The following is a 12,497-nucleotide window of genomic DNA, read 5'->3' as shown; positions in this document are numbered from 1 at the left end:
TCACGCCGCGTCGCGCGACAGTCACCCAACGGAGGAAAGCAGCAGATGAGTTTCGGCGACCCGAACAACCCCTACGGCCAGCAGCCGCAGGCGCCGCAGGGCCCGTACGGCCAGCAGCCCCCGGTCCCGCCGCAGGGTCAGCCCGGCTACGGCTACCCCCAGCAGCCCCCGCAGCAGCAGCAGCCGTACGGCTACCCCCAGCAGCAGGTCCCGCAGCAGCAGCCGTACGGCTACCCGCAGCAGCAGGCCGCCCCCTACGGCCAGCCCGGCATGCCGGGTATGGGCATGCCGACGGGGTACGCGAGCTGGGGTGCGCGACTGTGCGCCCTGCTGATCGACGGCCTGATCGTGGGCCTGGTGCCCGGCATCCTCTACGGGATCGGGGCCGGCGTCGCCGCGTCCTCCGTGAGCGACTACAACAGCTGCGCCTTCGACGACTACCAGTGCCGGGCGGACGCGGCCTCGGCCGGCCCGCCGGCCATCGTCTTCATCCTGATCGGCCTGGCCGGTCTGATGGCCATGGCGGGCGGCATCTTCATGCTCATCAAGGAAGGCAACACCGGCCAGACTCCGGGCAAGAAGGCCATGAGCATCCGGCTGGTCCGCGAGGACACCGGTCAGCCGCTCGGCTTCGGCATGGCCTTCGTCCGCCGTCTGGCGCACTTCCTCGACAGCATCGCCTGCTACGTCGGCTGGCTGTGGCCGCTGTGGGACGACAAGGCGCAGACCTTCGCCGACAAGGCCGTCGGCTCCGTGGTCGTCAAGACCCAGTAGCCGGTCCGGGGCGACGCCCCGACCCGAGGTGCACCACTCGCGAAGGCCCCCTCGCCACTGCGCGATCGGGGCCTTCGCGGCTCCGTTCACGTCGTTTGAAGGACACGTCTCGTGAGTTATCCCAACCAGAACCCTTACGGTCCGCCGCCGGGTCAGCAGCCCGGTTACGGCTACCCCCAACAGCCGCCGCAGCAGCAGCCGTACGGCCCGTACCCGGGCGGCGGCGGGATGCCCGGCATGCAGCCGCAGTACCCGACGGTGATGCCCGGCGGCGTCAAGGCCGCGCGGGTGATGCTGTTCGTGCTCTCCGGTCTGAACCTCATCGGCCTGATCCTCGCCGTGATGGGTCTGGGCGGCGTCAGCAAGGCCTCGCACAACGTCTCGCCGTATGCCGCCGCGGACGACGTCACGGCGATGAACGTCGGCAAGGGCCTGCTGATCGCGGTGATCGTGCTCATCGTGATCTTCACCGCGGTCGCCATCACGCTGGCGCTGCAGTTCGCCAACGGCGGCGGCGGGGTCCGGGTCGGCGCCATCGTCTTCGGCGTCGCCACCATCATGCTGAGCCTGTTCACCTTCCCGATCGGACTGGTCCACACGGTCCTGGGCATCCTGGTGATCGCCTTCACGTCCAAGGACGAGAGCAAATTCTGGTTCAACAGGCCGCGTTACTGACCTCTTCCGGCCGCATGCACGGAGGGCCGCACCCCGGCTGGGGTGCGGCCCTCCGTGCGTGTGGTGCCGGTCGCTCAGTGGAAGAAGTGCCGGGTCCCCGTGAAGTACATCGTCACGCCGGCCTTCTTGGCGGCCTCGACGACGAGTTCGTCGCGGACCGAACCGCCGGGCTGGGCCACGGCCTTGACGCCGGCCTCGGCCAGCACCTCGAAGCCGTCGGGGAACGGGAAGAAGGCATCGGAGGCGGCGTAGGAGCCGCGCGCCCGCTCCTCGCCCGCGCGCTGCACGGCCAGCTTCGCGGAGTCCACGCGGTTGACCTGGCCCATGCCGACGCCGACCGTGGCACTGTCCTTGGCGAGCAGGATCGCGTTGGACTTCACGGCGCGGCAGGCGCGCCAGGCGAAGGCCAGCTCGGCCAGCTCGTCGGCGGGCAGCGCGGTCCCGCTGGCCAGCGTCCAGTTCGCCGGGTCGTCGCCCTCGGCCTGCAACCGGTCGGTCTCCTGGAGCAGGGCACCGCCGTCAACGGGCTTGACCTCCACGGGATGCGACGGCGCGTCGGGGCAGCGCAGCACCCGGATGTTCTTCTTGCGGGCGAGGATCTCGACCGCACCGTCCTCGTAGCCGGGGGCCACGATGACCTCGGTGAAGATCTCGGCGACCTGCTCGGCCATCGCCACGGAGACCGGGCGGTTGACGGCGATGACGCCACCGAAGGCGGAGAGCGGGTCACAGGCGTGCGCGTTGCGGTGCGCCGCGGCGACCTCCGCGGCGACCGCGATACCGCACGGGTTGGCGTGCTTGATGATCGCCACACACGGCTCGGCGTGGTCGTACGCGGCCCGGCGCGCGGCGTCGGTGTCCGTGTAGTTGTTGTACGACATCTCCTTGCCGTGCAGCTGCTCGGCCTCCGCGAGCCCACCGCTGCCGTCCACGTACAGCGCGGCACCCTGGTGCGGGTTCTCGCCGTAGCGCAGGACGTTCTTGCGGGCGTAGGTCGCGCCGAGGAACTCGGGGAAGGCGGAGTCGTCCGCCGCCGCGTAGCCGTCGGCGAACCAGGAGGCGACGGCCACGTCGTAGGCCGCGGTGTGCTGGAAGGCCTCGGCCGCCAGCCGCTTGCGCGCGTCCAGCTCGAAGCCGCCGCCGGTGACGGCCTCCAGGACATCGCCGTAGCGGGCCGGGTTGACGACCACGGCCACCGACGGGTGGTTCTTGGCGGCGGCACGGACCATCGAGGGGCCGCCGATGTCGATCTGCTCCACGCACTCGTCGGGGGTGGCGCCGGAGGCGACGGTCTCCCGGAACGGGTACAGGTTGACGATCACCAGGTCGAACGGCTCGACACCGAGATCGGTCAACTGCCGGCGGTGGTCCTCCAGGCGGAGGTCGGCCAGGATGCCGGCGTGCACCTTCGGGTGCAGGGTCTTGACCCGGCCGTCCAGACACTCGGGGAAGCCCGTCAGCTCCTCGACCTTGGTGACCGGCACCCCGGCCGCGGCGATCTTCGCGGCCGTCGACCCGGTCGAGACGAGCTGGACGCCCGCCGCATGCAGCCCCTGCGCCAGCTCCTCCAGCCCGGACTTGTCATAGACGCTGACCAGCGCGCGGCGGATGGGCCGCTTCGTACCTTCGGTGGCGGTCACGAGATACGTACCTTTCGTCCCTCAATGCGGTAGCCGTGCCGGGCCAGACGCCCCACGACCTCGACGAGCAGTGATCGCTCGACTTCCTTGATGCGCTCATGCAGCGCGGATTCGTCGTCCTCGTCCCGGACCTCGACCACGCCCTGGGCGATGATCGGGCCGGTGTCGACGCCGTCGTCGACGAAGTGGACGGTGCATCCGGTGACCTTTGCGCCGTACGCGAGCGCGTCGCGCACGCCATGGGCACCGGGAAAGCTCGGCAGCAGCGCCGGGTGGGTATTGACGGTGCGGCCGCCGAAGCGGGCGAGGAACTCCTTGCCCAGGATCTTCATGAAACCGGCCGAGACCACCAGATCGGGCTCGTAGGCGGCGGTCGCCTCGGTGAGCGCGGCGTCCCAGTCCGAGCGGCTGTCGTAGTCCTTGACCCGGCAGATGAACGTCGGAAGCCCGGCGGCCCCGGCGCGCTCCAGGCCCGCGATGGCACCCCGGTCGGCGCCGACGGCCACGACCTCGGCTCCGTACTCCGCCACGCCCTGACCGGCGATGGCGTCCAGCAGCGCCTGCAGGTTCGTACCGGAACCGGAGACGAGGACGACGATGCGGGCCGGGCGGCCGGGTCGGCCGGGCCGGGCCGGCTGGGTGGGGGCTGGGGAGGAAGCCACGACGGGGCTCTTTTCCGATCTCGCGTGCTTTGTGTGGTCATACAAGACTGCGGGTACCGCAGATCCGGGGAACCCTACGAAGGCGCCGACCGTCAGCAACGATACCGGCACACCGCGCGGCCCCCACGGGACGGGGGCGGGCACGGGAGGTAGCGTCAGGCGTAAGACTGCATGCAGTTCGTGGTAACCGGGCGCCGGTCGCTAAGGCCCGCGTACGGACGAGACAAGGGGAAGACGCACTCCAGATGACGGACCGACGCCGCCGCGCGGCCCTCCTGCTCCTGCTGCCCGCCACCGCCCCCGGGGTGGTGCTGCTGCCGCGTGAGCGCAAGTCGTCGTCCTCGTCCCCGGAGTCCTCCGCTCCGGATTCCCCGGACTCCGACCAGGACAACCCCTTCGCCCCGCCGCCGGCCGACGCCCCCGACCAGGAGTGGCGCCCGCGCCACCGCGCCCACACACCGGGCCAGGGCGGCAACGACGAGGAAGAGCCGCCGCAGGACGAGCCGGCGCCGGGCTGGGGCAGCCAGTGGAGCCCCCGGCAGCCCGGCCGGCAGAACGGCGGCTTCGGTACCCGGCCCGGCGCCCGCAACGGCCAGCAGAGCGGCGGCCCCGGGGGCCCCGGCAGCCCCGGCGGACTGCGCTGGGACCCCACCGACCCGGCCCAGCGCCGGGCGCGCTTCGCGCTGCTCGCCGGACTGTGGTCGTTCTTCTGTGTGCTGTTCAGCCTTCCGGAGGTCGCCCTGCTGCTGGCCGCGCTGGCCCTCTACTGGGGCATCAGCTCGCTGCGCGCCAAGCCGAACCCGGCGAAGGCCGCCGCCGCGGTCACCACCGCCGCCATGGAGGGCCGCCCGGCCCCCACCGCCCAGTCCGCCCCGGACCCGCAGTCCGGCGCCCCGACCTCGCCGGGCAGCACCCGGCCGCAGGTCACCGCGGCGATCGCGGGGCTGGTGATCGCGTCGCTGGCGCTGATGATGGTGGCCGCCACCTTCACCGTGCAGATCGTCTACCGCGACTACTTCACCTGCGTGAACGACGCCCTGACCCAGTCGGCCGGCAAGTCCTGCGAGCAGATGCTGCCGAAGGAGCTGCGGCCGCTGCTGAGCACCCAGCAGTAGGCGCGGTGGGCGCCGGCCGGGTGTGCCGGTGGCCGGTTCAGCGATGGCCGGTTCAGCGATGGCCGGTTCAGCAGTGACGGCTTGGGGCTGACGATGTGGTGCTGAGGGTGCGGCGCCGGCCGGTGTCAGCCCTCCGGGGCGGCGTGAGTGGCGGCCGGTTTCGGGGCGGCCGGTTCGGTGGCGGCCAGTTCCGCGACGACCAGTTCCGCGACGACCTGTTCCGCGACGGCCTGTTCCGTAGCCGCGAGGTCGTCGGCGTCGGGCGCGGCAGCGTCGGGGCCGGGATCGGCTGCGGCGGCGCCGGGACGGGTGTTCTTGCCGTCGCCCGTCGCCGTGCCGGGGCGGGGGGTTTCCTTGCCGTCGCCGGTCGCCGTGCCGGGGCAGGTGTCCTCGTCATTGGCCCGGCGTTCCGCGTGCCGTCGCCAGACCCGTAGCCCGATCGCGCCCGGGATGCCGGTCAGGGCGGTCCAGCCCGCTGCCGCAAGGCCCGTACGCCACCAGCTCGGGCCGAATGCGGCGAGCGCGCCGGTGCCCAGCGCGCCACCGGAGAGGCCCGCGAGCACTGCCGTGACGGCGCCGCAAAGAACCGCCCCCAGGGCTGCCGCGCATGCCGTCGTCCACCATGACCAGGGACGTTCCGCAGCGCCGGGCGCCGCCGCCGAACGGGCCACGGAGCGGGCCAGCAGCGCCCCCGCGACGACCGGCACCACGACGACCGCCCAGGTCAGCGGGTTTCCCGGGCCGGCGTCCGGCAGCCCGCTGAGCAGCGGCAGCTGCGGCAGCACCGGATGTGCCGAGGTCCCCAGCGGGCCGACCGTACCGCCCGCGCCGACCGTGAAACCCGGTCCCAGGCCGTAAGCGGCGCCCCAGACGGCCGCGTTCGGGAGCAGGACGAGGCACAGCAGCAGCACCGTGGCACGGCTGGCCCAGTCGGGCGCCAACTGGAGCAGGTCCTGGCGCACCCGGCCCGCGTGCAGGCCGAGGGAGAGCAGCGTGAGCAGGGCGCCGGAGACCAGCAGGGCACCGAGGGCGGCGCCGGCGGCGCGCTGCGCTGCGGCGAACCGGGAGCCGCCGAGAAGGCTCCGCAGACCGCCCGGCACTCCGGCCACGGCCCGCAGTGCCCAGGCGGGCAGCAGATCGGCGCCGGGATGGCGGAGCAGGAAGCAGGCCGTACCGCCGAGCGTGGCGACCGCGGTGGCCGGGACGTACGCCAGCACGCTGAGCGGTTCGGCGCTCAGCTGCCCGGTGGAGGCGTAGAGCAGCACACCGGCCGCGATCAGCAGATAGCCGGTGAGCAGCGCACCGAGCAGGGTGCGCGGCACGACCGCCCGGGTGGCGCCCGTGCCGCTGCCGGGGCCCGCGCCGGGGCCGGTGCGGCCGTCGGCCGCGGTCGCCAGGGCGTGGCGGGCGGCCCGGTGCAGCAGCCAGACCGGGAGCACGGCGAGCAGCAGCGGGGTCACGGCGACCGGGGCGCCGGAGTGGCCCGTGGTGCGTACGAGGTCACCGCCGTGCGCCATCAGCCACAGGTCGGCGGCGAGATGCAGGGCCCGGGACGGGCCGCTGTCGGGGGCCGGGGAGGCCACCCAGAGCAGCAGCACGGCGACCGCCAGCGCGCCGAGGCCGAGACCGGCGGCCGTCACGCCGCCGAGGAAGGCCGCGCCGATCGCGGAGGAGCGCTGCGCGGCGGCTCGGCCCTGCGAGGACAACGTTGGGCCACGATCAGTCAACTGGCTCACGCGGCCATGCTGTCAATAAGAGACGTTTCATCCCTGCACTGGCGAAATGCCCGACGTGTCGCGCTGTATCCGGTGGAGCGAGTTTTCCACACTGCTCTGTATGACCCAGCGCGAGCAGGCCGCCACCGCCTTCGACGACCTCCACACCCGGCACGCAGCAGCGCTGACGCGGCAGACCTATCTCCTCACCGGGCGGCCGCGGCTCGCGCGGCGGGCCGTGGAACAGGGGTTTCGGCTGGCCTGGCAGCGATGGCCGCAGGTCGCGGTGGATCCGGATCCGGCGGGGTGGGTGCGGGCGGCCGCGTACGAGTACGCGCTGACGCCGTGGCACCGGCTGTGTCCGGGGCTGCGGCCGGCCCGGAAGCCGAAGCAGTTCCAGGAGAGCGGCGAGCCCTCGGACCGGGCGCTCCTGGAGGCCCTGCTGAGTCTGCCCGCCCCCTACCGACGGGCGCTGATGCTGCACGACGGGGTCGGGCTGGGGCTCTACGAGACCGCGGCGGAGATCGAGGCGAGTACGCCGGCCGCGGCCGGGCGGCTGACGCATGCGCGCGAGCGGGTCGCCGAGCGGCTGCCCGAGCTGGGGCTCGACGGGCACCCGCCGGTGCGGCAGGGCGAGATCCTACGGGCCCGGCTCACCCAGCTGGCGGCCGCACAGCAGGTGACGCCCGCCGCCACGCAGCACGTACGGAGCGACAGCGAGCGCAGCGATCTGCGGACCACGCGGACGGCGTTCGGGCTGGCCGGTCTGTTCGCGCTGGTGATGCTGGTGATGATGATCGTGATGCCGGACCACTACACGCCGTCGCCGGACCAGCCCTTGGCGACCGCGCCGCACGTCCGGGTCTCACCGTCCGGGCGCCGTGGCGCGGACATCAAGAAGCACGGCAACGCCGCCGTGCGGAAGAGGCTCCGGGAGGCGCGCCTGACGCCCGACGTCCGCTAGGCGTCGAACGGCCGACGGACGGTACAACCCCCCACGCACACCGCCGGACCCTGCCCCGGTCGCCGAGCGCCCTCGCGGCGGAAGAATCTTCCGCCGCGACGGCGCGGCCACGAGGGCGAGGGTCCGGCGGTATCAGTGACGGCCGTCGGGACGACGTACGTCCGATCCGGCGCGGACGCCGGGAGGCGGTCAGCCGCCGAGGATCTCGCGGGCCAGCCGCGCGGTCTCCGACGGGGTCTTGCCGACCTTGACGCCGGCGGCCTCCAGGGCCTCCTTCTTCGCCTGGGCGGTGCCGGAGGAGCCGGAGACGATGGCGCCGGCGTGGCCCATGGTCTTGCCCTCGGGCGCGGTGAAGCCCGCGACGTAGCCGACGACCGGCTTGGAGACGTTGGCCTTGATGAAGTCGGCCGCACGCTCCTCGGCGTCGCCGCCGATCTCGCCGATCATCACGATCAGGTCGGTGTCGGGGTCCGCCTCGAACGCCGCGAGGGCGTCGATGTGGGTGGTGCCGATGACCGGGTCGCCACCGATGCCGACGGCCGAGGAGAAGCCGATGTCACGGAGCTCGTACATCATCTGGTAGGTCAGCGTGCCGGACTTCGACACCAGACCGATGCGGCCGGGCTTGGTGATGTCGCCCGGGATGATGCCGGCGTTGGACTGGCCGGGGGTGATCAGGCCGGGGCAGTTCGGGCCGATGATCCGGGTCTTGTTGCCCTTGGACTTCGCGTACGCCCAGAAGGCGGCGGAGTCGTGGACCGCGATGCCCTCGGTGATCACGACGGCCAGCGGGATCCCGGCGTCGATCGCCTCGACGACGGCGGCCTTGGCGAAGGCCGGCGGCACGAAGAGGACGGACACATCGGCGTCGGTCTTCTCCATCGCCTCGGCGACGGAGCCGAAGACGGGAACCTCGGTGCCGTCGAAGTCGACGCTCGTGCCGGCCTTGCGCGGGTTCACACCGCCGACGATGTTGGTGCCGTCACCGAGCATCAGCTTGGTGTGCTTCATGCCAGTGGCACCGGTCATGCCCTGGACGATGACCTTGCTTTCCTTGGTCAGGAAGATAGCCATGGTTGTTGTGTCCTCGTCCTTTACTTAGCAGCCAGCTCGGCGGCCTTGTCGGCCGCGCCGTCCATGGTGTCCACACGCTGCACCAGCGGGTGGTTGGCCTCCGACAGGATCTGACGACCCAGCTCGGCGTTGTTGCCGTCGAGGCGCACCACCAGGGGCTTGTTGACGTCCTCGCCCTTGGACTTGAGCAGCTCCAGGGCCTGGACGATGCCGTTGGCGACCTCGTCACAGGCGGTGATGCCACCGAAGACGTTGACGAAGACGGACTTGACGTCCGGGTCGCCGAGGATGATCTCCAGGCCGTTCGCCATGACCTCGGCGGAGGCGCCGCCACCGATGTCGAGGAAGTTGGCGGGCTTGACGTCGTTGTGCTTCTCGCCGGCGTAGGCGACGACGTCCAGGGTGCTCATGACGAGACCCGCACCGTTGCCGATGATGCCGACCTGGCCGTCGAGCTTGACGTAGTTCAGACCCTTGGCCTTGGCCGCAGCCTCGAGCGGGTTGGCTGCGTCCTTGTCCTCCAGGGCCTCGTGCTCCGGCTGGCGGAACTCGGCGTTCTCGTCCAGGGAGACCTTGCCGTCGAGGGCGATGACCTCGCCGGAGGCGACCTTGGCCAGCGGGTTGACCTCGACGAGGAGGGCGTCCTCCGCGACGAAGGTCTTCCACAGCGTCACCAGCACGTCGGCGACCTTGTCGGCCACCTCGGCCGGGAACTTCGCCTGGGCGACGATCTCCTGGGCCTTCTCCTTGGTGACACCCTCGTTGGCGTCGACCGGGACCTTGGCGAGCTCGTCGGGGCGGGTGGCCGCGACTTCCTCGATGTCCATGCCGCCGGCCACGGAGGCCATGGCCAGGAAGGTGCGGTTGGTGCGGTCGAGGAGGTACGAAACGTAGTACTCCTCGGCGATCTCCGGCGCGGTCTCGGCGATCATCACCTTGTGGACCGTGTGGCCCTTGATGTCCATGCCGAGGATGTCCGTCGCCCGGGCGACGGCCTCGTCCGGGGTGCCGGCCAGCTTGACGCCGCCGGCCTTGCCGCGGCCGCCGACCTTCACCTGGGCCTTGACGACGGACTTGCCGCCCAGCCGCTCGGTCGCCTCGCGGGCCGCCTCAGGCGTGTCGATGACTTCACCGGCCAGCACCGGTACACCGTGCTTGGCGAAGAGGTCCCTCGCCTGGTACTCGAACAGGTCCACGCGCGTCCGTCCCTTGTCTTCTCAGAATCGCCGTAGTGATCGCGGTTCGTTGTCTGCGATGGGCGTGCCGCGAAGGGCAACGTGACGGCGCTGTCACAGGGGAGGCGTACACGGAGACCGGATACGCGGCATGTCCGTCCCGCAGGTTATCGCCGCGGGACCTGAGGCCCTAAATCGCAGATCACACTCCAGCGGTGATTACCATCACAGATCTTTTGGCCAAGTTACGCCTCCTCCGGATTTCCGCATGTCGTCGGCCGGTTTTCGACCGTCCCCGACGGTCTTGAGGGCCGGGGCCCGGCCGGCCCCCGCCGTCCGACGGCTCCGTCGTCACTCGGCGTGCACTCTCACGTCGCGCGTCGTTCGCGGCCTCCACCCGGTACGCCCCTGTGCGCCCCCATCTCATGCGATTCCGGTTCCGAAGCCGCGGGAATCCGTTTGGGAAGAAGCTGCGACTCCCCCTCACAAGACCTCCGCAGACGGTGTCCGGAAAGGCCCCTTGACCCTTCAACTGGCCGCTACGGACACTGTGTTGAGCACTTACGGATACATACGCATCAGGAGTCACAAGCTTCAGGCTTGGTCCCGTGCAGGCCGGTCGGCAGATCGCATTGCACCGGGTGCAGACGGGGGAACTTGATGGGTAGCGGGGGGATGCACGGCCACGGGCACGGGGCGGCCGTGAACTCTTCCGCACCCGTGCCACTCCCCCTTTCTCGATTTCTTGGTGTCCTCACACTCGGTGCCTGAAGGGATTGGAGGGGGAATGCCGACACATACGACCTATCCCGGCGTCTATGTCGAAGAGCTTCCCAGCAGCATCCGCAGCATCACCACCGTCACCACCTCCGTGACCGCATTCGTCGGCCACACCCGGCGCGGCCCGCTCAACCAGCCGGTGCGGATCACCAGCTTCGCCGACTTCGAGCGCCGCTTCGGTGGTCTGACCTCGCAGAGCGCGGTCGCGTACGCCGTCCATCAGTTCTTCGGCAACGGCGGCACCGTCGCGGTGATCGTCCGGGTCGCCAAGGCCGGCAGCGGAAAGGAAGCCCACGTCACCCTGGAGTCCACCGAGGGCCACAGCCAGTGCCCGGTACTCGAGGTGCACGCCAAGGAACCGGGCGTATGGGGCTCCGGCCTCCGGGTCGCCGTCGACCACGACACACCCGCCCGTCGCCGGGCCACCACCTCGGCAGGGGGCGCCTCGCGCCACCCCTCTCCCTCGGACGAGACCTTCAACCTCCAGGTCCTCGACGCCCACGGCACCGCCCGCGAGTCCTTCTCCGGCCTGTCCATGGACCCCGGCCACGGCCACTACGCCGAGACGGTGATCAACGCCGGCTCCTCACTGATCCGCGTCAAGGCCGTCGGGGAGGACCGCCCGGACCCGTCCGGCACCGTCTCCAAGGCCTTTCACCACGAACTTCCCGATCTGAACGTCGAGTTGACCGTGAAGATCGACGAGGTCGAGCGCGAGTTCACGCTCTACGACCCGGACTGCGACGGCGAGGCGCCGTGCACCGTCACCGAGTTGGCGCTGCTGCTGGAGCACAAGCTGCGCGCGCTGCCGGACGCCCCGGGCAAGCACGCCTTCGCGGGCGCCGAGGTCACCGCGTTCGGCCGTCGCATCCAGGTCGTCGCCGGCTCCATCGACCCCGACGACACGGTCCGCTTCCTGGGTGAATGCGCCAATGACCTGGGCCTGGAGGCCTCCGTCAACCCGCCGGTCTTCCCGCTCTGCGGCGGCGAGGACGGCGAGGCGCCCGGACCGCGCGACCTCATCGGCAGCGAGGCCCGTAAGAGCGGACTGCAGGCGCTGCGCGATGTCCATGACGTCAATCTGCTCGCCCTGCCCGAGCTGGCGTCGTACGGGTCCACCGAGGACATGGTCACGGTGCTCTCGGCGGCCGGGCGGCTGTGCCAGGAGCGGCGGATCTTCCTGCTCGTCGACGCGCCCGCGGCCTGGAGCGGTGTGGACGCCGCCCGTGCCGGTATCGCCGCCTTCGAGCCGGTCCGCGACAACCACTCCGGCCTCTACTTCCCGCACCTCCAGCTCACCGACCCGCTCACCGGGCGGCTGCGCTCCTTCCCGCCGTCCGGCGCCGTCGCGGGCGTCATCGCCCGTACGGACAGCGAGCGCGGCGTCTGGAAGGCGCCGGCCGGAACGGAGGCCCGGCTGGCGGGAGTTCACTCGCTCACCGTCAAACTGACGGACCGCGAGAACGGGCTGCTCAACCCCCTGGGCATCAACTGTCTGCGCACCTTCCCCATGGTCGGCCCGCTGGTCTGGGGCGCGCGCACCCTGGAGGGCGCGGACGCGCTCGACAGCGAGTGGAAGTACGTGCCGGTGCGACGGCTGGCCCTGCATGTCGAGGAGAGCCTGCTGCGTGGCCTCCAGTGGGTGGTCTTCGAGCCCAACACCGAGCAGCTGTGGCAGCAGATCCGGCTCAATGCCTCGGCGTATCTGCACACGCTCTTCGAGAAGGGCGCGTTCCAGGGCGGTACCCCGCGCCAGGCGTACTTCGTCAAGTGCGACAAGGACACCACGACCGACGAGGACATCGAGCGCGGCATCGTCAACGTCGTCGTCGGCATCGCGCCGGTCAGGCCGGCGGAGTTCGTGGTCGTCAAGATCCAGCAGATGGCCGGGCAGTTCGACCTCCAGTGACGGACAGGAAAGGA

General features: G+C 71.2%; 10 protein-coding genes. 5 read left to right on the top strand and 5 right to left on the bottom strand.

Annotation, left to right across the window (positions count from 1 at the left end; translation table 11 throughout):
* The first annotated feature begins 45 nt into the window (after positions 1-45).
* Both ACWGI6_RS13680 and ACWGI6_RS13675 read left to right on the top strand, forming a co-directional pair.
* On the top strand, positions 46-774 hold the full coding sequence (locus ACWGI6_RS13680) for an RDD family protein (protein ID WP_453267662.1): 729 nt from the start codon (positions 46-48) through the stop codon (positions 772-774).
* 111 nt (positions 775-885) lie between these two features.
* Positions 886-1,449: a hypothetical protein gene (locus ACWGI6_RS13675; protein WP_453267661.1), complete on the top strand. Its 564-nt coding sequence runs from the start codon at positions 886-888 to the stop codon at positions 1,447-1,449.
* 74 nt (positions 1,450-1,523) lie between these two features.
* On the opposite strand, the gene purH is transcribed toward ACWGI6_RS13675, so the two are convergent.
* Together purH and purN are read right to left on the bottom strand one after the other, a co-directional pair.
* Positions 1,524-3,089, bottom strand: coding sequence for a bifunctional phosphoribosylaminoimidazolecarboxamide formyltransferase/IMP cyclohydrolase (purH, locus tag ACWGI6_RS13670; RefSeq protein WP_453267660.1), 1,566 nt, complete (start codon positions 3,087-3,089; stop codon positions 1,524-1,526).
* A complete protein-coding gene (gene purN, locus ACWGI6_RS13665; protein WP_393906591.1) occupies positions 3,086-3,751 on the bottom strand; it encodes a phosphoribosylglycinamide formyltransferase in 666 nt (221 codons plus the stop codon). The genes purH and purN overlap by 4 nt, the downstream gene beginning before the upstream one ends.
* Before the next feature lie 245 nt (positions 3,752-3,996).
* Here purN and ACWGI6_RS13660 point away from each other — a divergent pair, with 245 nt between their 5' ends.
* On the top strand, positions 3,997-4,866 hold the full coding sequence (locus tag ACWGI6_RS13660; RefSeq protein ID WP_453267659.1) for a hypothetical protein: 870 nt from the start codon (positions 3,997-3,999) through the stop codon (positions 4,864-4,866).
* Between the two features lie 125 nt (positions 4,867-4,991).
* On the opposite strand, the gene ACWGI6_RS13655 is transcribed toward ACWGI6_RS13660, so the two are convergent.
* The gene (locus ACWGI6_RS13655; RefSeq protein ID WP_453267658.1) at positions 4,992-6,602 is read right to left on the bottom strand and encodes a cell division protein PerM; all 1,611 of its coding nucleotides are present in this window, start codon (positions 6,600-6,602) and stop codon (positions 4,992-4,994) included.
* Between the two features lie 100 nt (positions 6,603-6,702).
* On the opposite strand from ACWGI6_RS13655, the gene ACWGI6_RS13650 reads away from it, so the two are divergent.
* The gene (locus ACWGI6_RS13650; protein WP_453267657.1) at positions 6,703-7,545 is read left to right on the top strand and encodes a hypothetical protein; all 843 of its coding nucleotides are present in this window, start codon (positions 6,703-6,705) and stop codon (positions 7,543-7,545) included.
* 189 nt (positions 7,546-7,734) lie between these two features.
* Here ACWGI6_RS13650 and sucD read toward each other — a convergent pair whose 3' ends face one another.
* Complete coding sequence (gene sucD, locus ACWGI6_RS13645; protein ID WP_453267656.1) at positions 7,735-8,619, bottom strand: succinate--CoA ligase subunit alpha; 885 nt, start codon at positions 8,617-8,619, stop codon at positions 7,735-7,737.
* A 20-nt stretch (positions 8,620-8,639) separates the two neighbouring features.
* The gene (gene sucC, locus ACWGI6_RS13640) at positions 8,640-9,815 is read right to left on the bottom strand and encodes an ADP-forming succinate--CoA ligase subunit beta (protein WP_453267655.1); all 1,176 of its coding nucleotides are present in this window, start codon (positions 9,813-9,815) and stop codon (positions 8,640-8,642) included.
* A 766-nt stretch (positions 9,816-10,581) separates the two neighbouring features.
* Here sucC and ACWGI6_RS13635 point away from each other — a divergent pair.
* Positions 10,582-12,483 (top strand): phage tail sheath family protein, encoded by a 1,902-nt coding sequence (locus tag ACWGI6_RS13635; protein ID WP_453267654.1) that lies wholly within the window; start codon positions 10,582-10,584, stop codon positions 12,481-12,483.
* Positions 12,484-12,497: the final 14 nt, after the last annotated feature.

The organism is Streptomyces sp. NPDC054786, from assembly GCF_053611685.1.
The sequence above is the reverse complement of the archived record's forward strand: the minus strand, read 5'-3'. Positions and strand labels throughout refer to the sequence as shown.

Coding starts and splice junctions, on each gene's coding strand:
- ACWGI6_RS13680 (WP_453267662.1), top strand. CDS start 46: ATGAGTTTCGGCGACCCGAACAACCCCTACGGCCAGCAGCCGCAGGCG.
- ACWGI6_RS13660 (WP_453267659.1), top strand. CDS start 3,997: ATGACGGACCGACGCCGCCGCGCGGCCCTCCTGCTCCTGCTGCCCGCC.
- ACWGI6_RS13650 (WP_453267657.1), top strand. CDS start 6,703: ATGACCCAGCGCGAGCAGGCCGCCACCGCCTTCGACGACCTCCACACC.
- sucD (WP_453267656.1), bottom strand. CDS start 8,619: ATGGCTATCTTCCTGACCAAGGAAAGCAAGGTCATCGTCCAGGGCATG.
- ACWGI6_RS13635 (WP_453267654.1), top strand. CDS start 10,582: ATGCCGACACATACGACCTATCCCGGCGTCTATGTCGAAGAGCTTCCC.